Raw genomic sequence first — 22,824 nt, 5'->3', positions numbered from 1 at the left:
GCTGAACTGAGACAATGAGAAAGAAGGTTTTGATGGGGACATTGGTTGTGCTGACTGCGCTGGCTTGCGCTCCGAAGAAAAAGGAACTGCCCGCGACGGTGCCGCCCGAAAAAATGGCGGCAATTTACAACGAAGTGAAGACACCTTTCAAGTACGGCTTGATCCTGGTTCCCGACAGCAACTCACATATGTTTGACTGCCCGACCATTTTTCGTCACAACGACAAATGGGTGATGACCTATATCATTTTCGACGGGCGCGGTTATGAAACCCATCTTGCGCTGAGCGACGATCTGATCCGTTGGGATGAGCAGGGGGCTATCATGCAGTTTTCGGATACTGCTGATTGGGATGTGAACCAGAAAGCCGGTTACCCGTCGCTGATCAGTTACGACTGGGGAGGCGATTACGGCATTAATTCGTACGATGGTAAATATTGGATGAGTTATTTTGGCGGCAACTCTACCGGCTACGAAAAAGGGGTACTGTCGTTCGGAATGGCTTACACCGAAAAGGACCCGGCAAGCCCGCAACAATGGAGCCGTTTGAACAAGCCCGTGCTGGCGCCTGCCGACCCGGATGCCGGTTGGTACGACAACATCACCATGTACAAATGTTACGTGCAGGAAGACAAAGACCAGTTGACCGGGCATCGGTTTGTGATGTTTTACAATGCCAAGGGTGACAGCATCAGCAAAGTTCGCGGCGCCGAACGAATCTCGATGGCTTTTTCGGATGACATGGTCAACTGGAAACGCTTTGCCGGAAACCCGGTTTTGAACCACCACCTGGGCATTACCGGCGACGCCGTAATCCAGAAAATCGGTGACCTGTATGTTATGTTCTTCTTCCGTGCTTACTGGCCCGAAGGCAAAACGGTGGTGTACAACAGCTTCGCGGCGTCGTACGACCTGCTGAACTGGACCGAGTGGGACGGCCCGAAACTGATTGAACCCGGCGAGAGCTACGATAACCAGTTTGCACACAAGTCGTTTGTTATGAAGGTTGATGACATGGTGTACCATTTTTACAATGCTGTAGATACGCTCGGTAACCGGGGTATTGCACTGGCAACCTCAAAAAATTTAGGCAAAAGCGAACTGAAGTTTAAGACGGCTGCCGAGTCGGAAGTGAAGTGAAACAAAGTGTTCAGTCACAGTCACAGTTTGCAGAAATAACTTGAACTTAACTTTGCGACCTTTGCGATATCCTTTGTATTCTTTGCGGTTAAAATATTAAGAAGATGAAACGAAAACAACAAATAAGCTTTTTCATGCTGGCGCTGACGCTCGTTCTGTTTGGGTGCGGACCGAAAAACCAATTGGCTGAGCGCCAAAATTTCGACAAGGATTGGAAATTCATGTTGGGCGATGACTCGCTTGCATTTCGACCCGGCTATAACGACAGCGACTGGCGGGTCCTGAACTTGCCCCACGACTGGAGCATTGAAGGCGAATTCAGTGCCGATGCGCCGGCAACCCCTGAGGGCGGCGCACTGCCAACCGGAATTGGCTGGTACCGTAAAACGTTCAAACTTGAAAAACTGGCCGGCGAAAAAGTTTTTTATATCGATTTTGACGGGGTGATGGCCAACAGCGAAGTGTGGATTAACGGCCATTACCTGGGCAAACGTCCCTTTGGTTACATCGGCTTTCGCTACGAGCTGACCCCCTACCTGAACTTCGGCAACGAAGCCAATACCCTGGCTGTCCGGGTCGACAATTCGGCACAACCGGCTTCGCGTTGGTACACTGGTTCGGGCATCTATCGCCATGTGTGGTTGCTCGAAAAAGCCCCGGTTCACGTGGCGTATTGGGGAACTTTTGTTACAACTCCGGAAGTTTCTGCCGACGCGGTTCAGGTAAAACTGGACATTCAACTCGAAAATAAAAATGAAACGGAAGCGCGGGTGAGGATAAAGTCACAGGTCACCGATGCTTCCGGAACAAAAGTTGCCGAAGCTGAAACGGAGTTGGATGCCGCCATCGGGCTTTCAAACTTAACGCAGAACTTTGAATGGAAGAATCCCGCTTTGTGGTCGCCTGAAACGCCGAACCTGTACCAAATTCAAACCGAAATTTACAAGACCGGTAAACTGATTGACAGCTACCAAACTCCGCTGGGTGTACGTTGGTTTGAGTTTACGCCCGATAAAGGTTTTTTTCTGAATGGTGAGCCGTTGAAAATTTACGGCGTCAACCAACACCACGATTTGGGCGCTTTGGGCGCCGCGGTGAATACCCGTGCCATGGAACGCCAGCTCGAAATATTAAAAGAAATGGGTGTGAATGCCATCCGTATGGCGCACAATCCGCCTGCCCCGGAATTGCTGCATTTGTGCGACTGCATGGGCTTCCTGGTGATTGATGAATCGTTTGACGAATGGGAACGCACAAAGGTAAAAAATGGCTATCACCTGTATTGGGATGAATGGCATGTGCGCGATTTGCAGGACATGGTGCTTCGCGACCGCAACCACCCATCCATCATTGCATGGAGCATTGGCAACGAAATCCCCGAACAGTTCGATACCACCGGCATCCGTATCACCCGCGAGTTGGTCGATGTGGTAAAGGCGCTCGATACCACACGGCCTGTGACGGCGGCTTTAACCGAAACCGATCCTGAAAAAAATAACCTGTACAAATCGGGTGCGCTCGACTTGTTGAGCTTTAACTACAAGCACCGTGATTACCTGAAGTTTCCCGAGCGCTATCCGGGAGAATGTATGCTGGCATCGGAAAACATGTCGGCGCTGTCGACCCGAGGGCATTACGATTTTCCGGCGGACAGCCTGCGTATCTGGCCGCCTGCCTACAAGGCGCCGTTTGACGGTAATCCCGACCTGACCGCATCCTCTTTCGATAACTGTATCGCCTACTGGGGCGCTACCCACGAAGACACCTGGGCGGTGGTCAAAAACAACGACTTCATTCCCGGCATGTTTATCTGGTCGGGCTTCGACTACCTGGGCGAGCCGCTGCCGTATCCTTATCCGGCCCGAAGTACCTACCTGGGGATTATCGACCTGTGCGGATTTCCAAAAGATGTGTATTACCTGTATCAAAGTGAATGGACCGACAAAACCGTACTGCACCTGTTTCCGCACTGGAACTGGACGGAGGGGCAAATCATCGACCTGTGGACATATTACAGCAACGCCGACGAGGTGGAGTTGTGGGTAAACGGTATTTCGCAGGGGCGCAAGTCGAAAGGGCCCGATCAGTTTCATGTGATGTGGCGGGTGCCTTTCAGCCCCGGAAGTATCAGGGCGGTGAGCTACAGGAATGGCGAAAAGGTGGCCGAGAAAGAAATCCGCACCGCGGGGCCGGCAGCCAAAATTGAATTGACGGCCGACCGAGTCAATCTAAATGCCGATGGCAGCGACCTGTCGTTTGTTACCGTGAAAGTGACCGATAAAGATGGAAATATGGTGCCCAATGCGACGAATTTGATCAATTTTCAGGTTGAGGGTGAAGGAACCATCGCCGGGGTTGACAATGGTTACCAGGCCAGTACCGAACCTTTTAAGGCAAACTACCGGAAAGCCTTCAATGGCATGTGTTTGCTGATTGTTCAGACCACAGACAAAGCAGGGGAGATTAGGGTCCGGGCGACTTCAGATGGATTGCAAATGGATAAACTGACGATTAAAACTCAATAATTGAGAAATACTGAAATACCTATGAAATTCAAAACTAATCGAATAAATCAGGTGTGCGACAAATTTCACTTCTTACGGCTAATTTATTCTTTTTCCGAAAACTTGTCAGCATATAATGGTTTTCGTGTAAAAGTTAAATTTACCAGTGGTTCCGTTAGGAACCTGATACGGGTAGTATTATCTGCTATGACAATCCTGTTCCGTCCCGGACGGGACGGGATAATATCTGAACATGGCTTTTCTACCCATATTTGGCGCCTGACGGCGCTTTCAAAAATTTCGGCGATTTCACGGGATTTTGTCGTACATCGAATAAATCATTCAATCCTTTTTTTTGTATCGTTGGTTGTTTTGTCTTCGGGACTCTCTGCGCAACGCCTGGTTGAATTGCCTGAAGGAATTCCGCCGGTTCCGCATATTTACGATACGGAGCCCTGGGAAGACCCGCAAATCACCGAACTAAACCGGGATGCGGCCCGTGCAACGGTGTATTCGTTTAAAACGGAGACACAAGCTCTGGCCGGCGATCGGGAACAAAGCGGGCGTTACCTGAGTTTGAACGGCGAATGGGATTTTCATTTGGCCTTAAAACCAGCCGATGCACTCGAAGACTTTTTTAAGACCCCTGTGCGTGGTTGGGACAAAATAGAGGTGCCTTCGAACTGGGAAATGAAGGGCTACGATACCCCGATTTATAAAAGTGCGGTTTATCCCTTTCGTCCCATCAACCCGCCTTATGTGCCGCGCGATTACAATCCGGTTGGCTCGTACCAGCGAACATTTTCGGTTCCCGCCGATTGGAAAGACCTGAATGTGACCCTGCATTTCGGGGCAGTCAGTTCGGCTTTCAAGGTGTGGGTGAACGGTCGGTTTTTGGGTTATGGCGAAGACAGTTTTCTGCCTTCCGAATTCAATATCTCTGCATATTTTAAAGAGGGTGAAAATACGCTTTCGGTCCAGGTGATCCGATGGAGCGATGGCGCCTACCTGGAAGACCAGGATCATTGGCGGATGAGCGGTATTCAGCGTGAAGTGTTGCTGTTGGCTGAACCGAAATTACGTTTGGCCGATTTTCATTACCAAACCACTTTGGATGATGACTATAAAGATGCCGTCTTAAGCATTCGCCCTCGCCTGGAAAATCTGACCGGTGATACGGTGAAAGGATACATACTTGAAGCTCGGCTTTATGATCAAAACAAGCGGGAAATATTTGAGCAGCCTTTGACGAAAAGCGCCGAAACGATTCTTACGGAAGCCTGGCCGCGCCTGGACAATGTCAAATTTGGTTTGCTGGAAGCCAAAGTCGCCAATCCCTTAAAATGGAGCGCCGAGGAACCGAACCTTTACACCCTGGTCCTTTCATTAAAAGATAGCACAGGGCATGTATTGGAGGCAAAAAGTTGTAAAGTTGGTTTTCGGACCATTGAATTTGCGAAGGATAACAGCAAGCTGCTGATCAACGGAAAAGTAACCTATTTGTACGGCGTTAACCGTCATGATCATGATCCGGTGCGCGGGAAAGCGCTTACCCGCGAAGATATCCGCAAAGACATTGAACAAATCAAACGTTTCAATTTTAATTGTGTCCGAACCGCTCACTATCCGAACGATCCGTACCTCTATGATTTGTGCGATGAGTACGGGATTTATGTGATCGATGAAGCCAATTTCGAAACGCATGGTTTGGGTGGGAAACTGGCCAACGACCCCAAATGGCTCCATGCCCATTTGCAGCGCCTGGTGCGCATGGTAGCGCGCGACAAAAACCACCCGTCGGTGATTATCTGGAGCCTGGGCAACGAAGCGGGCCGCGGGCCGGCAACAGCAGTGATGGCCGCTTATTGCCACGATTTCGACATCACCCGCCCGGTGCATTACGAGCCGGCTATGGGCGACCACAAAGCGAAAGGCTATCTTCCGTATGGCAGTCCCGGTTACCCGAAGGACCATTCACGCAGGATCCAAACTCCGCTTGATCAGTCGTACATCGACATCGTGAGCCGGATGTATCCCGATCTTTCTACCGGGCCGCTCTTGATCAGTCAGGACAATGGCGATAACCGCCCGGTTTTTTGGTGCGAATATTCACACTCGATGGGCAACTCCACCGGAAACATGAAAGAATGGTGGGATCAGATTCGCTCTCTTCCTCGTTTGATTGGCGGCTGTATCTGGGATTACAAAGACCAGGGCTTGCTGAAAACCGATAATAATGGAACCGAATTTTACGCTTACGGTGGCGATTTTAACGAACCATTGCACGACAGCAATTTTTGCATCAATGGTATCGTGGCTTCCGACGGGCGTCCCAAGGCCGCGATGTACGAGTGTAAATGGGTTTTTCAGCCGGTGAGCTGTGAGTTGCAGGATGCGGACAACTTCAGTCTGAAAATCACCAACCGACATTCGGTGAGCAATTTATCGGCTTACGTGCCGGTGTTGAAATTCCTCGAAAACGGCAAATTAATTAAGACCGTTTCGCTGGCGCCGATATCGTTGGAGGCCGGAAAAGATACGCTGATCAGCTTCAAACAATACCTGCCGAAAATGAAGTCGGGGGCGGAATACCTGGTTTCTGTTTCCTTTAACCTGAAAGAAAAAACCGCTTGGGCTGATGCCGGATTTGAAGTGGCATCCGATCAGGTTGCATTGACCGGCCTGAGTTCACAACAGCCGGCGCAAAAGAAGCCGGGAGACCTGCAATTGAATGAAACAGCTGATGCTCTTGTGTTGACGGGCAAAAACTTCGAGCTGAAAATCGACAAATCAAACGGAGGGCTAAGTTCTTACCAATGGAAAGGCGAGGAGCAACTATTTGCGCCTTTGTTGCCCCATTTTACCCGCCCGCTGACTGATAACGACGAGCGGGGCTGGAAACCGCAGCGAAAACTGAAGGTTTGGTACGAGGCTGAACCGAAATTGCTGACGGTGAAAGCTGAAAAAACAGCCGATGGCCTGGTGTTGGTCAGCAGCAGCTACTCCATCGTGGCCGATTCTGCCGTTTGCGAGCTGTTGTACACCCTGCGCTGCGACGGAACATTGAAAGTGGACTATGAATTGAACGCTTCGCCGCAACTGCCAAACATTCCGAAAATTGGTATGCAGTGCGGCATAAGCGATGTGTACCGTCAAATCAGTTGGTACGGCAAAGGCCCGCTCGAAAATTACATCGACCGCAATCACGGTTTTAAGGCCGGCGTGTACAGCCTCCCGGTCGAACAATTCACCGAGTCGTACGTAATGCCCCAGGAGAACGGCAACCGGACCGATGTGCGTTGGATGTACCTGTCGGACACCCAAAAGACAAAAGGTTTGCTGGTTGTGGCTGATTCCCTGCTGAGCATAAGCGTCTGGCCCTGGACCGAAGAAAATATCAACGAAGCAAAACATACTTTCGATTTAAAGGAATCCGGCTGCCTGACACTGAATATCGACCTGAAACAGATGGGCGTAGGCGGTAACGACAGTTGGTCGGATGTAGCTGCTCCGTTGGACCAGTACCGGATTAAAGCGGGAAATTATCGCTACTCGTTTTACCTGGTGCCCATGTCTGCGGGGAAAAAAGATTTGAGTGATGAAATTTATAAAATGAAATTTTAAAGTGGGCCGTCTGAAAAAAATAGATAAGGTGAAAGTCACCCCGAACTTGTTTCGGGGTCTGTTTTTGGAAGGGAAAGATCCTGATCCGGCAATTGCCGGACAGGATGACGCACTTTCAACTTTTGTAAAATGAGCCACTATAACCCAAAACCAATGAAACAAAACCGACGAAATAAAACAAACCTGTTGCTGGCAGTATTGCTGATAGCCGTTTTCGGCGCTTGCAGCCGGCAGCCGGAGAACCAGTATAGATTGATTGTGCCGACCGAAAACGACGCAGCAAACTGGAATTATTGGTACTGGATGCATGGTGCCGTCAGTAAAGATGGTATAACTGCCGACCTGGAAGCTATGAACGCGGCCGGCTTTGGCGGGACCTACCTGTTTGCTATTCGCGATACAGTTGCCGGTTTGTACGCTGATAAAGTGGTGACCATGAGCTCCGAATGGTGGGAGTTGGTGCGTTTTGCCGCCAGCGAAGCCAACCGGTTGGGACTGGAAATGGGTTTCAACTCGTGCGACGGCTTTACCTGTGCCGGTGGTCCATGGATTACTCCCAATAAGTCGATGCAAAAAGTGGTTTGGACCGATACGCTTGTCGCAGGGGGGTCAACATTTTCCGGCAAACTTCCGCAACCCGAAATGGTGAAGGGTTATTATGAAGATATCGCCACTTTTGCATACCCGGCTCCTGAAGGGGCTGGTCAAAATTCATGGACAATCAAACCGGTGGTGACCTCAAATTTGAGCAACGAAAGCCTGCAATATTTGGCAGCAAGAGAAAATACCCGTCAGTTCTCGACCAATGAAAAAGGCTGGGTACAGTTTACTTTTGATGAGCCTTTTACCTGTCGTTCCGTTCAAATTAAAACCGGGTGGAACAACTATCAGTCGAACCGCCTGATTATTGAAACCAGTGACGACGGCATTCATTTTAAAACCCATACGCGGCTTGTGCCTCCGCGTTCGGGATGGCTCGATCTGGACCAGCCTAATACGCAGCTAATTGAGCCGGTAACGGCCCGTTATTTCCGTTTTGTATTTGATCCGGAAGGGTCGGAGCCGGGTGCCGAGGACCTGGACGATGCCAAATGGTCGCCGACCTTGCGGGTGAAAGGAATTGCCTTATCGTCAGAAGCCAAAATCCACCAATTTGAAGGGAAAAACGGTTCCATCTGGCGCGTTGCCGCCTGGTCAGACGAGCAAGCGCTGCCTGATGCTGATTGTGTGGATATGAAACAGTTGATCAACTTAACGCAGTTTGTTGCGGCCGACGGCACACTAAACTGGCAGGCGCCCTCAGGAAATTGGATGATATTGCGTATGGGGCACACCAGTACCGGGCACGAAAATTACATTGGCGGCGGTGGCAAAGGGCTGGAATGTGATAAATTCGATCCTGCAATCGTTCGTTTTCAGTTTGATCAGTGGTTTGGCGAGGCTTACCGCCAAATCGGGGAAGAACTGACCGCAAAGGTTTTTACGCGTTTTCACGTAGATAGCTGGGAGTGCGGCAGCCAAAACTGGTCGACTGTGTTCCCCGACGAGTTTGAAAAGCGCCGTGGCTACGATTTGATGCCGTATTTGCCTGTAATGGCGGGTGTTCCGCTCCGGAATGCCGAAACTTCGGAACGCGTGTTGCAGGATGTGCGCGAAACCATCGCCGAGTTGTTTGCCGACAACTTCTATCAAACCCTGCACGAAGAATCGAAAAAAAAAGGCGTTTTATTTTCGGCCGAAAGTACCGCGCCGGTTGGCGTGACTGATGGCCTGCTTCACTTTAAATACGTTGACTTGCCGATGGGCGAGTACTGGCTGCGTAGTCCGTCGCACGACAAACCAAACGATATTCTCGATGCTGTTTCGGGTGCACACATCTATGGTCATCCGATTGTTCAGGCCGAAAGTTTTACCGAAATCCGGCTCGACTGGGACGAAGATCCGGCATTACTGAAACCGCTGGCTGACCGAAATTTTGCTTTGGGCATCAATAAGGTGGTGACGCATGTGTTTACCCATAATCCCTGGCCCGACCGAGAACCGGGGATGACGCTCGATAAAGTGGGAACTTACCTGCAACGCGACCAGGTGTGGTGGCCGCAAAGCCACGCTTTCTGGAGCTACCTGCGTAATTGCCAGTTGCTGTTGCAGCAGGGCAAGCCGGTGGTCGACATCGCTGTGTTTACCGGCGAAGAAACGCCGCGCCGCGCCGTGTTGCCCGACCGTTTGGTCGATTTTCTGCCAGGACCGATGGGCGCCGACCGCGTGAAGACCGAAACTAACCGCTTGAAAAATGAAGGGATACCCACACGCCATTTGCCCCGGGGCGTAACAACCCAGACCAACATGGCCGACCCCGAAAACTGGATCGACCCGCTGAACGGCTATGCTTACGATTCCTTCAATAAAGATGTGTTGCTGAACCGTGCGGCGGTGAAAAATGGCCGTGTAACCTTGCCCGGAGGGGCAAGCTATGCGATGTTGGTCATTCCCGGAAACCGAAGGCTGGCCCCACATGGAGGCGGGCAAATGAGCCTGGCCGTCGCCCGCAAACTAGCCGGCTTAATTAAGCAAGGAGCCACGGTGTTGTGGATGGAAAGCCCCCTGCAGACAATCGGCCTGAGACCGGATGAGGATGAACCTTTGAAACAGTTGATGGCCGATTTGTCCGATGGGGAAAAATTCAGTTTTAAGGATGAAAAAGGAAATTCATTCGAAGGGATCCGGAAAGGGAAAGGACGCTTGATGTTTGGACCTTATCAGTCAGGCTCGTTTAAGCCGCTTGGGCTGAATGAAGATTTTATCGCTTCTACCGAATACGGACGGCTGAAAGGCACATTGGCCTGGAATCACCGGCTGGCGGGCCAAAAAGATATTTATTTCATTTCGAACCAAAGCGCCGAAAAGCTTTCGGTTGAAATGAGTTTCCGGCTTGAAGGCAAGGTTCCGGTTTTATATGATGCCGTTTCGGGACAAATCCGCCCCTGCACCGCCTGGAACAGCAAGGATAACCGCACCAGTTTGAGCTATGATTTTGAACCGAACGAATCCTTGTTCGTTTTGTTCGATCCTGCGAATGAAGATGTCCGGACCGGAAAATCAAATACCATTCAATTGAAAGAAATCTTGACAATTGAAGGGCCCTGGACGGTGACTTTCGACCCGGAGCGGGGAGGCCCTGCCGAAGCGCAGCAATGGACCGAATTACAGGATTGGAGCCAAAGTACGATTGATGGCATACGTTACTATTCGGGCGTGGCAACTTACAAAACCGGTTTCGAATGGCAACCGGCTGAACATGAGAGCGAAGTTTGGATTGATCTTGGCGATTTTAAGCATGTGGCCGAAGTGCGCCTGAACGGCAAAACCGTAGGCGTGTGCTGGACCTTTCCCCATCGCCTTCGCTTGGACGGGCAACTGAAAAACGGTGAAAACCTGCTCGAAATTGACCTGGCAAATACCTGGCATAACCGGCTGATTGGCGACCACGATCTGCCAAAAGAGCAGCAAATTACCCGGACGACCGCTCCTTATCGACTCGAAGGGCGTCCCTTGTTGCCGGCCGGCGTGTTTGGGCCAGTCAGGCTTCAAAGACAAAAATGAAATAGATTTGCGATTGACAAGTTAGGTGATGATTGGCAGAATGGACCGGCCTATTTTTATCAAAAGCGGAACCAAACTAAAAGCTTAGTGCAAGCGGGAAGTTCCGACGTAAGGAGGAAATCACCCGCTGAACTTAGCTTTTAGGAAGATGGAGCTTGCCGATAAAAATCAGCCTTGAAAAGCACGTTTAAGTGAAAGCAAAACCAAGCTTGCTTGGGTATTGCTGAACGTAGTGCTTTCTGTAATTTTTTGTTTACTTTTTGTGTCAAGACAAAAAGTAAAATCCCTCTGATAAGACATTTATAAATGACAGAATATGAAACAAAACATTCAACTGATACTCGTGCTGCTGGTTTTGCTGGCCGGCAAAAGCTGGTCGCAGCCAGCCGGACTGGACGACTACAACCTGGTTTGGACCTCGCAGAGCCGCAATTCCTCCGAATCCATGCCGTGCGGAGGCGGCGACATTGGTTTGAATGTGTGGGTGGAAAACGGCGAAATCCTTTTTTACCTGGCAAAAAGCGGAACCTTCGACGAACACAATGCCATGCCGAAGCTTGGGCGGGTAAGGATTCATCTCAATCCAAATCCGTTTGCCGGTAAATTTTTCAGGCAGGAACTGAATTTACTGGAGGGAAATGTGACCATCCACGGGCGCGATGGTAATTTGTCGGCTGATGTGAAAATATGGGCCGATGTTTTCAATCCGGTCGTTTATGTCGAAATTGAATCCAGTCAAAAAATTCAGGCAGAAGCGGTTTACGAAAGCTGGCGTTATGAGGACCTGCTTTTGCGAAAAGGAGAAAGTTTTGCCAATTCCTATAAATGGGCACCGCCTGCCGGGCTGAAAACCTTTGCCGATCAGATTGAATTCTCCGGTCAGTCCCTGGTTTTTTTTCATCAAAACCGGGAAGAAACCGTGTTTGATGTGACGGTAGAACAACAAGGGCTGAACGCTGTTAAGGACCAATTGTATAACCCGCTTGCCGGGCTTACCTTCGGCGGACTGATGCAGGGAAAGAATTTTGTGCTTGCCGGAAAAACCAGCGGAACATATCAGGATACCGGCTTTGAAGGCTGGAAACTGAAAAGCGTAAAACCGGCTTCAAAACATGAATTATTTATTGTGCTGAATACGGCTGAAAATTACGAAAGCTGGCGTTCAGAGCTTACTGAGCTGACCGGATATGCGCTCAAAAACCGGAAGGCAGCCATCAAACAAACACAAAACTGGTGGCAGAATTACTGGAACCGCAGCTTTATTTTCATCCGGCCCGACAAAAGAGATGAGACCGATCCGGCCTGGCAGGCGGGCCGGAACTACCAGCTTTTTCGTTATATGCTGGCCTGTAACGCTTACGGCGGTTATCCGACAAAATTTAACGGCGGATTATTCACCGTTGACCCGGCCTTTACCGATTCAACCCGAAATTTTACGCCAGATTTCAGGAATTGGGGCGGCGGCACCTTTACTGCGCAAAACCAGCGACTGGTCTATTTTCCCATGCTGAAAAGCGGGGACTTCGACCTGATGAAACCGCAGTTCGACTTTTATAACCGGATTTTGAGAAATGCTGAATTGCGAAGCGAATTTTACTGGGGGCACGGAGGCGCGTGTTTTACGGAGCAAATGGAAAATTTTGGCTTGCCCAATTGCAGCGAATACGGCTGGAAACGGCCGGAAGCCTATGACCCGGGCATGGAGTACAACGCCTGGCTGGAATACCAGTGGGATACCGCGCTTGAAATCTGTTACCTGATTCTGGAAACACACCGTTACCAGGGAACTGATATTTCGGAATATCTTCCGCTGATAAAAAGTTGCCTGACTTTTTTCGATGAGCACTACCAGTACCTGGCCAGCCGGCGTGGCACAAAAAGCCTGGATGCCAACGACCAACTGGTTTTGTATCCCGGCTCGGCCTGCGAAACGTATAAGATGGCTTACAATGCCACTTCAACCATTGCTGCCTTGCAAACCGTCACGAAGCAGTTGCTCGGCTTGCCTGAAAGTTATTCCAACCAAATTGACCGGGCTTATTTAGAAGGCCTGCTGCAGCGGATCCCGCCCATTAGTTTCACCGAACACCAGGGGCATAAAACCATTGCCCCGGCCAGGCTTTGGGAACGGGTGAACAATGTGGAACTGCCCCAGCTTTATCCGGTGTTTCCCTGGGGAATGTATGGTGTTGGTTTGCCCGATTTGGACGTGGCGTTGAACACTTGGAAGTACGATCCCGATGCCCAAAAATTCCGAAGTCATGTGGGCTGGAAACAGGATGCCATTTTTGCCGCCCGTATGGGACTGACAAAAGAAGCCGACTCGTTGCTGATATTAAAGCTACAGGATTCGGACCGCCGCTTCCCGGCGTTCTGGGGTCCCGGCTTCGACTGGGTGCCCGATCACAACTGGGGCGGATCGGGCATGATTGCCCTTCAGGAAATGCTGCTCCAGGCAGTAGATGAAAAAATTTACCTGTTTCCGGCCTGGCCCCGGGAACGCGATGTTCATTTTAAGCTGCATGCTCCGGGCAAAACAACCGTTGAAGTTGAATTAAAAAACGGAGAAATCCGGTCGATGACCGTCTTCCCTGAATTCAGGAGGAAAGATATCATGAATTGTTTCGACTAACCAAACCAAATCCTGTTTACGATATACTCTCAAACCGAACGATATGAAACTAACCCACAAAGAACGTTTTTACGCTACCATCAGCTATCAGCCGGTTGACCGGCCGGCTTCGTGGCTGGGGCTCCCGGTTCCCGATGCCGAGAGTGCGCTGTGCAAACATTTTGGCGTATCGTCCATTCACCGGATGAAACAGCTCATCGACGACGACATTTACCCGGTGGAGGTTCCCTATTATGATCCGCCATCCAACCACATTGCCTGCGCGTTTAAGTTCGCCAAGACGGATCATCCCGACAAGCCGGATGAACGGACCCTCACGGCGCCGGGCTTTTTCGAGGATTATTCGGATCCGGCAGATGTGTCTAAGTTCGACTGGCCCGACCCCGAAAAGTACCTCGACCGGGAAGAGTCGCTTCGCCGGGTAAAGAGCATTGGAGATGACTATGTGAGGATGGGAATTATGTGGAGCGCCCATTTTCAGGATGCCTGCTCCGCCTTCGGGATGGAACATGCCCTGATGACCATGTTGATGAACCCGGACATGTTTCGGGCGGTGATCGACCGGATTACGGATTTTTACTTAAAAGCAAACGAACTATTTTACGAAGCCACCAAAGGCTATTTGGATGCTGTGCTGATCGGGAACGACTTTGGAAGCCAAACCGGACTGATGGTCGACCCCGACTTGCTGCGCGAGCTGGTTTTTCCCGGAACTAAAAAACTGATTGACCAGGCAAAAAGTTACGGGTTGACTGTGGTGCACCATTCCTGTGGTTCAATTTTCCCGATCATCAACGATTTGATTGACTTAGGAGTGGATGTGATCCATCCCATCCAGGCGCTGGCGGCCGGCATGGACGCGGCCCACCTGAAAGAGCATTTCTACGGTAAAGCGGCTTTTTGCGGGGGAGTGGATGCCCAGTACCTGCTGGTAAAGGGCAGTCCCGGCGATGTGGCGGAGAAAGTGGCTGGATTGAAAGAACTTTTTCCGACCGGCTTAATTATTTCACCCAGTCATGAGGCTATCTTGCCGGATATTCCGCCGGCCAATATCCGGGCTTTGTTCAACACGCTAAATCAATCAAAATGATCCAACGATTCGGACAGATGATTCACCTGAAGCCTGAAGGCGCCAGGGAATATATTCGTCACCACGCTGCTGTTTGGCCTGGTGTTTTGGAGATGATCCGGACTTGCCATATCCGGAATTACTCCATCTATTTTAAAGACAATTACCTGTTTACCTATTTTGAATATACCGGTTCCGACTTTGAAGGCGATATGGTAAAAATGGCTGCCGACCCCGAAACCCAACGTTGGTGGGATGTGGTGAAGCCGCTCATGGAGCCTTTGGAAACCCGCGGGTCAGGCGAATTTTGGAGCAACATGCAGGAGATTTTCCATTTGGAATGAGGCTGTAGCCAGTGACCAGTAATCAGTAATCAGTAATCAGTGACCAGTGACCAATAACTAATCAAATAATCAATCACACATGTCAAGTCCAATTATCGGAACCGTTTTACATGCTGTCGGCGGAGTTTCTGCTTCGTCCTGTTATGTGCCTTTTCACCGGACCAAACAATGGTCGTGGGGAACTTTTTGGCTTGTTCAGGCTATGTTTGCCTGGATTTTAATGCCTTTACTGATCGGATTCCTCACGGTCCCCGAATTCTTTTTTATTTTAAAAAATGCACCGTCCAATGCCATTTGGGGCGCTTTCCTGCTGGGAGCGGTTTATGGTTTCGGGAGCATGTCGTTTGGCGTTTCCATTCGGTATATCGGCTATTCGTTAACCTACACTTTAGCCATCGGCATTTCGGCCATGGTGGGTACGGTACTGCCCCTGACCATTTTTGGTGGTTTGACCGAATATTTTTCCCGGCCCGGAGGCGGCATTGTTCTGTCGGGAATGATCATTTCGGTCGTCGGGGTTGCCCTTTGCGGCTGGGCGGGCTTTCGCCGCGAAAAAGAAATGACGCCGGCGGGCGGTGATCTGAAGAAATCACGCATGTTGATTGGCCTGGTGTTGTCGCTCATTGCCGGGGTCCTTTCCGGGGTATTCAATATTTCGCTGGAGTTTGGGCAGCCAATTTCGGATATGGCCGCCGGGTACGGGGCCGGCCACTTTGAGGGAAATGCCAAGCTGATCGTTTCAACCGCCGGATGCTGGGTAGTCAACGTCATTTGGTTTACAATTGCCGGAATAAAAAACCGCACACTCAACGAGTTTTCCCTTTCTGCGGGCATTCCGGCAACAACTCTGGTTAAAAATTTCTTTTGGTCGGGATTGGCGGGAACCTTATGGTTTTTGCAGTTTTTCTTTTACGGGCTGGGCCATGTGAATATGGGCAATTTTCAGTTTGCCAGTTGGGTATTACACATGTCCATGCTCATCTTTTTCAGTTATATCATCGGTGTGATCATGAAAGAATGGACACAGGTCAATAAACGAACCTATCTGCTGTTGCTTTTTGCTTTGTTTGTGCTTATTCTTTCGTTTTTCATCATTGCTTACGGAAGTGTTACGGGTGAGGCTATGAATAGTTAAAAAACAAAATAAAAGAAGAAAAACGAAAATAGAAGTAAAAATATTTGGTCGAAATTCTGTAAATTGGCCGTCACGAAAGTTTTTTTCGAAAAAAATAGAAAATAGATATGTGTTTGTGACCTAACTAATTTAAAAATGACTTATGCAGACTAATCAACAACCTGCTGCGCAGGGGGCAGGTTCAAGCTTGATCGAAAGGCTCGATGCCTTGTATGAATACGACCGGGAGCCGGTTTCAACAAAGAAGTTACACGGGTGGAAAACCTTTATCGCCATGTTTGCCGGCGAGCATGTGGCCGGAACCGAATTTGTGCTGGGGCCGCTGATGGTGATGCACGGCGTATCGGCCAAAGATTTTTTTCTGGGTTTGCTGGTCGGAAATATCCTGGCTGTTTTGAGCTGGGCCCTCATGACTGCGCCTGTTGCCGTAAAAACACGCCTGACCATTTACTGGCAGTTGCGTAAAATAATCGGACCGTACTTAACCATTGCTTACAGCGCTTTTTATGCGTTTATCCTTTGCCTGCTGGCGGGGGCGATGGTAAACGTGGCCGTTACATCAATATCCATTCCTTTTGGCATTCCGAATCCCGATTTTGTAGCCGGCGAAGTAATCCCCAGCTTCCAGTGGATGATTATTGCCCTGATCGTGGGCGTAGTAATTGCCGCTCTGGCCGTACTGGGCTTTGAGAAGATTGCCACTTTCTCGAAAATTTGCGCTCCCTGGATGGTGCTGGTTTTCTTTGCTGCCGCTCTGGCGGTTTTGGCGAAATTGGGAACAAGCTCCTTCAGCGATTTCTGGGAAGTGGCCAATACAAAAATATTTACCGGCGAACCGATCGGGAATAATTCCAAGTACACCTTCTGGCATGTGGCCGGATTCGCCTGGTTGTGCAACGCGACGCAGCATATGGGTATGTCGGATGTGACCATTTTCCGCTATGCAAAAAGCTGGACACAGGGTTTTGCCTCTGCATTCGGCATGTTCCTGGGACATTTTGGTGCCTGGATTGCTTCCGGTATTTTATGTGCCGCCTACTTGTCCGAAGGTTTTGTAAACCCGCAACCCGGAAACATTGCCTTGTACGGGGCAGGTATCGCCGGAGCTGTCAGCGTGGTGATTGCCGGATGGACGACCGCCAACCCAACCTTATACCGGGCCGGACTGGCCATTCAGGTGGCCACTCCAAACTGGAAACGCTGGAAAGTGACTTTTGCCGCCGGCGCTTTTATGGTTGTAACCGCTTGTATCCCGGCGGTGAATGCAAATCTGGACCGGATTGTTGCCTACTACGGGCTCTTTTTTATCCCGCTGGGCGCCTTTATCATTCTTGATGTGTGGTTGTTTCCGAAAATCGGTTTGGTAAGCAACTTTACCGAGAAAGCCCGGAAACTGTTTAGCTGGCCTGCTGCCATTGCCTGGTTTGGTTCGTTCTTCTTCTCGTTTTTTATTTACGGGAAAGATCATCTGCCCTGGATGGAAAAAATGGTCAGCGGTAAATTGCCTGCATGGCTCGATGCAATCAACATGGACCTGACCTTTTTGGTGGCTCCGGAATGGATCCTGGCAGCCGTCCTGTACCTGGGACTGAGCTACGCGCAACAAAAAACAAAAGCAAACGCAAAATTAATTCAGGAAGGAGGCCTGTTATGAAAAAAGCGCTCATCATCATTTCATTTATTGGTTTAATGCTGACGATACTTCCTTCGGTTTTGGTTTTTAAAGGAGTGATTGAAATGGAAAGCCATTTTCATCTGATGATTATTGGTATGGTTCTTTGGTTTGCAACCTCCCCCTTCTGGATGAGAACAAAGTCGTTGGATGAAGAAGAAAACAAGTAGTGTTGTGTTAAGTCTTAACTAGCGATCGTCATGTTGTCCGGCAGTTGCCTGAAGGAATGACTTTCTGCCAATAGACGTTTAACACAACAGTAGCTAAAAATTGTGATATATGGTGTTGAAAATAGTAAATCTAAGAACGGAATATAAGGTCAACCCGCTTGGTTTGGGAACAGTTTTCCCGCGGTTAAGCTGGGAAATTCAGGATAACAAACGGAATGTAGGGCAAACGGTTTACCGGATTGTATGCGCCTCGTGCCCGGAAGATCTTGAGGCGGAAACCGCTTTGATTTGGGATTCGGGCAGAATCGGTTCAGATCAATCGATCCAGATCGAATATGGCGGAAAACCGTTGACTTCGGGCCAACGGGTGTACTGGAAGGTGAAGGTGTGGACCAATAAAGGAGACGAATCCGACTGGAGCGAACCTGCTTTTTGGGAAATGGGACTATTGGGAAAAGCGAATTGGGAAGCCGGTTGGATTGAACCTGCCCTGGAGGAAGATGTTTCCGGGTCAACACCTTCGCCCTATTTGCGAAAAGAGGTTACCGTTGTCAAAACAATCAAAAAGGCTACTGTTTACATCACCTGTCACGGCTTGTACGAACTATCGGTAAACGGCGAAAAAATCAGTCCCGATTTGTTTACTCCCGGCTGGACCAGCTATCAGCATCGTTTGCAATACCAGGTCTTCGACCTGACTGAGCGAATCAGGGAAGGGGAAAATGCCCTCGGAGTGGTTTTAGGCGATGGCTGGTACCGTGGCTACCTGGTTTGGCAGGGCAATAAAAACCTGTACGGCGATAAACTGGCCCTGTTGTTTCAACTCAGAATCGAATATACCGATGGTTCGGAGCAGTTGGTTGTCAGCGACGACAGCTGGAAATCGGCTACGGGCCCGATCCTGAAATCGGATATTTACAATGGCGAAACCTACGACGCCCGTTTGGAAATGCCGGGATGGAACCAGCCGGGTTTTGATGATTCGGCATGGGGAACCGTAATGGTAAAAAATTACGGCTACGACCAATTGGTCCCCTCCGAAGGCGTTCCTGTCCGGATTACCGAAACAATCAGACCGATTAAAAAAATTACTACGCCAAAAGGCGAACTGGTTTTCGATTTGGGACAGAATCTGGTTGGCTGGGTCCGTTTCCGGCTAAAAGGAAAAGCAGGTGATAAAATCACCCTGAACCATGCTGAAGTGCTCGACCAGGAGGGAAATTTCTACACCGATAATTTGCGGGCAGCCAAAGCCGAAGATGCCTATATTTTTAAAGGTAAGGGAGAAGAAGAATATGAACCCCGTTTCACCTTTCACGGCTTCCGCTATATTAAAGTGAGCGATTATCCGGGCGAAATTACCTTGGATGATCTGGAAGGGCGGGTTGTTCATTCGGATATGGCCTCAACCGGCGATTTTGTTTGTTCCGATTCCTTGGTGAACCGCTTGCAAAAGAACATTGACTGGGGTCTCCGGGGAAACTTTCTGGATGTACCGACCGATTGTCCGCAACGCGACGAACGCCTCGGTTGGACCGGCGACGCGCAGGTTTTTGCGCCAACCGCCTGTTTTAACCGCGATACAGCATCTTTCTATACAAAATGGATGAAAGATTTTATTGTTGACCAAAAATCAGACGGAAGTGTGCCCTGGGTGGTTCCCAACGTGGTGAAAGACGGAGGCGGAACCGGCTGGTCGGATGGTTTTGGTTCAACCGGCTGGGCCGATGCAGCAGTGATCATTCCCTGGACGGTCTACCAGGTTTATGGCGATACGCGCATCCTGGAGGAACAATACGAATCGATGAAAGCCTGGGTGGAATACATGATTCGCGAATCGGGCGAAGCCCGTATTTTTAATGCCGGTTTTCATTTTGGCGACTGGCTTTCGTTTGCCGAATATTATTCGTACAACTACCATGCTCCCGATTACGGTTATGCAGGGGCACATACCGATAAAGAGCTAATTGCCACTGCTTACTTTTATTACACCACCGGGCTGATGCAAAAAATTGCTTCTTTGTTGAACCGTAAAGCCGATGCAGACCGCTATGAACTGATTCTTCCCAAAATTAAAACCGCTTTTCAAAACGAATTTGTCACGCCAACCGGGCGTTTGACCTCCGGTACACAAACAGCTTACGTTTTGGCGCTATGTTTCAGTTTATTACCCGATCCACTAGTTCAGGTGGTCGCCAAACGTTTGGCCGGCGATGTGAATTATTTCGGGCACCTGACTACCGGTTTTATCGGTACGCCGCTTATTTGTCAGGCCTTAACCGATCACGGTTATGCCGATGTGGCCTACACGTTGTTGTTTAACAAACGTTATCCGTCGTGGCTGTACCCGGTCACACAGGGCGCCACGACCATCTGGGAACGCTGGGACGGCATTAAACCCGACGGAACTTTTCAGACAGTGGGCATGAATTCGTTTAACCATTATGCTTACGGGGCCGTGGGCGACTGGCTTTACAAGTCGGTGGCCGGTTTAAATCCAGACGAGCAAAATCCCGCTTACAAATCTTTTTTCATCAAGCCCTGGTTGCATCCTGAACTGGATTTTGCCAAAGTAAGCTACCAGTCGATGTACGGAAAAATTGTTTCCGGTTGGAAAAGAGAAGGGGAGAAGCTGAACCTGGAAGTGGAAGTCCCGGTAAATACAAAAGCCCGGATTTACATCCCGTGTGCCGATGCCGAAAGCCTGACGGAAAGCGGACAACCGGTGTTGCGGCATCCCGATCTGAATTTTATCGGGCAGGAAGCCGGTCGGGTGATTATCGAAGCCGGATCGGGAAAGTACCTGTTTGTCTGTAATTTCTGATCATTGAAAATCGTTGTAATCATCAAAATAGAAAAGAATGAAGCTGAAAAAAATAATCATACCGGTCTTTGCCGCCATTTTAGTGACGAGCGTTTTGAATACTTCGGGGCAGGATAAAAGTTTGGTCAATACCTCGCACAGTCCGTTTGCCAAATTATGGGCGGTGAATATGACCGATGTAAACTGGACGAATGGCTTTTGGGCCGAACGTTTTCATGTTTGCGAACACAGCATGGTGCCCCACATGATGGACATGTACCTGAATGATTCCATCAGTCACGGTTTTGCCAATTTTGAAATTGCCGCCGGATTAAAACAGGGCAAACATGTCGGCCCTCCTTTTCACGACGGCGACTTCTATAAAATACTGGAGGCCATGATTATGGTGAACTCGGTGAACCCGGATGAACAGACCGGACAGGAAATTGATTCGATTATTTCGGTTATCGCGAAAACCCAGCGGGCCGATGGTTACATTCATACGCCTGTGATGATAAAGACACGGGAGAATCCGGATGAAAAAGCGGAGTTTGCCGAGCGCCTCGATTTTGAAACCTATAACATGGGGCACCTGATGACGGCTGCCTGTGTTCACTATCGGCTTACCGGCAAGAAAAATCTGTTGGATGTGGCGATAAAAGCGACTGACTTTTTGTACAACTACTATAAACACCGGGCCTATGAGCTGGCTCAAAATGCCATCTGTCCGTCGCATTACATGGGAGTTACCGAGATGTATCGTACTGTGGGCGATCCGCGTTACCTGGAACTGGCGAAAGGTTTGATTGATATTCGTGACCAGGTAGAAAACGGAACCGACGATAACCAGGACCGCATTCCCTTCCGTCGGCAAACGAAGGCGATGGGCCATGCTGTACGCGCCAATTATTTATATGCCGGCGCTGCCGATGTTTTGGCGGAGACGGGTGACGAAACGCTTCGTCATGCCCTCGACCTGATCTGGGATAACCTGACCGGAACAAAAATGTATATAACCGGCGCCTGCGGGGCTTTGTACGACGGGGTTTCGCCCAATGGTACGGCTTATAAACCGGATACGGTCCAGAAAATTCACCAGGCTTACGGGCACGATTTTGAACTGCCGAACCTGAGCGCCCACAACGAATCGTGCGCCAATATTGGCAACCTGCTGTGGAACTGGCGTATGTTGCAGCTCAGCGGCGATGCCCGTTATGCCGACATCATGGAGCAGGTGATGTACAACAGCTTGCTGGCTGCTGTAAGCCTCGACGGGAGACGCCACTTTTATACCAATCCGCTGGCTGTTTCCGAAGATTTGCCCTATGAACTCCGCTGGTCGAAAGACCGGGAAGAATACATCAGCTATTGCAACTGCTGTCCGCCGAATACCACCCGTACCGTGGCGCAAATCCACAATTATATATACAGTACGTCGGACGAAGGTTTGTGGGTGAATTTTTACGGCGGAAATAAGTTGAAAACAAGTTTGAAAGGCAAGGGGCTGCTTGAGTTAAACCAGGAAACCGAATATCCCTGGGACGGGCATGTAAAGCTGACGATTGATCAGGCGCCCAAAGCAGCGTTTGCCCTGTTCATCCGGATTCCGGCATGGAGCAACGGCGCTAAAATCAGTGTAAACGGAAAATCGGTTGAAGAAACACCTGTTGCCGGAACTTACCATAAGTTGTTAAGGACTTGGAAAAAAGGCGATCTAGTGGAAATTGAGTTTCCCCTGGAGGTTCAGTTGATGGAAGCCCACCCGTTGGTGGAAGAAACCCGCAACCAGGTGGCCGTGCAACGCGGGCCGGTGGTTTACTGTGTCGAATCGGTTGATTTGCCCGACCGGCTTGGAATTTTTGATGTAGCTGTTCCGCTTGACAGTCAGTTTAAACCAATCCCGATGACGGTTTCAGGAGGGACCTTTCTGGCCTTGCAGGCTGAGGTAAAAAAACTGAATTCTGCCGATTGGAGCAACAGCTTGTACAGACCCCTGTCAAATCAGGCGGGTGAACGGATCAGAATCAACCTAATTCCGTATTACGCCTGGAATAACCGGGGCAAAAGCGATATGAGCGTTTGGCTCCGGCTTGCCCGGTAGGGTAAGGGATGCGGAGGCCGATGTCGAT

Annotated in this window: 12 protein-coding genes; all 12 read left to right on the top strand. The window is 49.8% G+C overall.

Annotation, left to right across the window (positions count from 1 at the left end):
- Positions 1-14: 14 nt before the first annotated feature.
- The 12 genes from ACOIT5_RS01090 to ACOIT5_RS01035 all read left to right on the top strand — a co-directional run bounded on the left by ACOIT5_RS01090 (position 15) and on the right by ACOIT5_RS01035 (position 22,796).
- Positions 15-1,139 (top strand): hypothetical protein, encoded by a 1,125-nt coding sequence (locus tag ACOIT5_RS01090; protein ID WP_423128627.1) that lies wholly within the window; start codon positions 15-17, stop codon positions 1,137-1,139.
- 104 nt (positions 1,140-1,243) lie between these two features.
- Positions 1,244-3,664: a beta-galactosidase GalB gene (galB, locus tag ACOIT5_RS01085; protein WP_423128626.1), complete on the top strand. Its 2,421-nt coding sequence runs from the start codon at positions 1,244-1,246 to the stop codon at positions 3,662-3,664.
- 186 nt (positions 3,665-3,850) lie between these two features.
- A complete protein-coding gene (locus ACOIT5_RS01080) occupies positions 3,851-7,267 on the top strand; it encodes a glycoside hydrolase family 2 TIM barrel-domain containing protein (protein ID WP_423128625.1) in 3,417 nt (1,138 codons plus the stop codon).
- A gap of 153 nt (positions 7,268-7,420) precedes the next feature.
- Positions 7,421-10,870, top strand: coding sequence for a glycosyl hydrolase (locus tag ACOIT5_RS01075; RefSeq protein ID WP_423128624.1), 3,450 nt, complete (start codon positions 7,421-7,423; stop codon positions 10,868-10,870).
- A 316-nt stretch (positions 10,871-11,186) separates the two neighbouring features.
- Positions 11,187-13,502: a DUF5703 domain-containing protein gene (locus ACOIT5_RS01070; protein ID WP_423128623.1), complete on the top strand. Its 2,316-nt coding sequence runs from the start codon at positions 11,187-11,189 to the stop codon at positions 13,500-13,502.
- Positions 13,503-13,545: 43 nt separating this feature from the next.
- Positions 13,546-14,592 (top strand): uroporphyrinogen decarboxylase family protein, encoded by a 1,047-nt coding sequence (locus tag ACOIT5_RS01065; protein WP_423128622.1) that lies wholly within the window; start codon positions 13,546-13,548, stop codon positions 14,590-14,592.
- Positions 14,589-14,915, top strand: coding sequence for an L-rhamnose mutarotase (locus tag ACOIT5_RS01060; protein ID WP_423128621.1), 327 nt, complete (start codon positions 14,589-14,591; stop codon positions 14,913-14,915). The genes ACOIT5_RS01065 and ACOIT5_RS01060 overlap by 4 nt, the downstream gene beginning before the upstream one ends.
- A 79-nt stretch (positions 14,916-14,994) precedes the next feature.
- Positions 14,995-16,050, top strand: a complete 1,056-nt coding sequence (locus tag ACOIT5_RS01055; RefSeq protein ID WP_423128620.1) for an L-rhamnose/proton symporter RhaT — start codon at positions 14,995-14,997, stop codon at positions 16,048-16,050.
- 142 nt (positions 16,051-16,192) lie between these two features.
- Complete coding sequence (locus ACOIT5_RS01050) at positions 16,193-17,704, top strand: purine-cytosine permease family protein (protein ID WP_423128619.1); 1,512 nt, start codon at positions 16,193-16,195, stop codon at positions 17,702-17,704.
- Positions 17,701-17,892: a hypothetical protein gene (locus ACOIT5_RS01045; RefSeq protein WP_423128618.1), complete on the top strand. Its 192-nt coding sequence runs from the start codon at positions 17,701-17,703 to the stop codon at positions 17,890-17,892. Before ACOIT5_RS01050 ends, ACOIT5_RS01045 begins: the two co-directional genes overlap by 4 nt.
- Positions 17,893-18,001: 109 nt before the next feature.
- A complete protein-coding gene (locus ACOIT5_RS01040; RefSeq protein WP_423128617.1) occupies positions 18,002-20,716 on the top strand; it encodes a family 78 glycoside hydrolase catalytic domain in 2,715 nt (904 codons plus the stop codon).
- Between the two features lie 37 nt (positions 20,717-20,753).
- Positions 20,754-22,796, top strand: a complete 2,043-nt coding sequence (locus ACOIT5_RS01035; protein ID WP_423128616.1) for an aceric acid hydrolase — start codon at positions 20,754-20,756, stop codon at positions 22,794-22,796.
- Positions 22,797-22,824: the final 28 nt, after the last annotated feature.

Origin of the sequence: Gaoshiqia hydrogeniformans (genome assembly GCF_049347105.1) — a bacterium.
Classification (GTDB): Bacteria; Bacteroidota; Bacteroidia; order Bacteroidales; family Prolixibacteraceae; genus Gaoshiqia; species Gaoshiqia hydrogeniformans.
The sequence above is the reverse complement of the archived record's forward strand: the minus strand, read 5'-3'. Positions and strand labels throughout refer to the sequence as shown.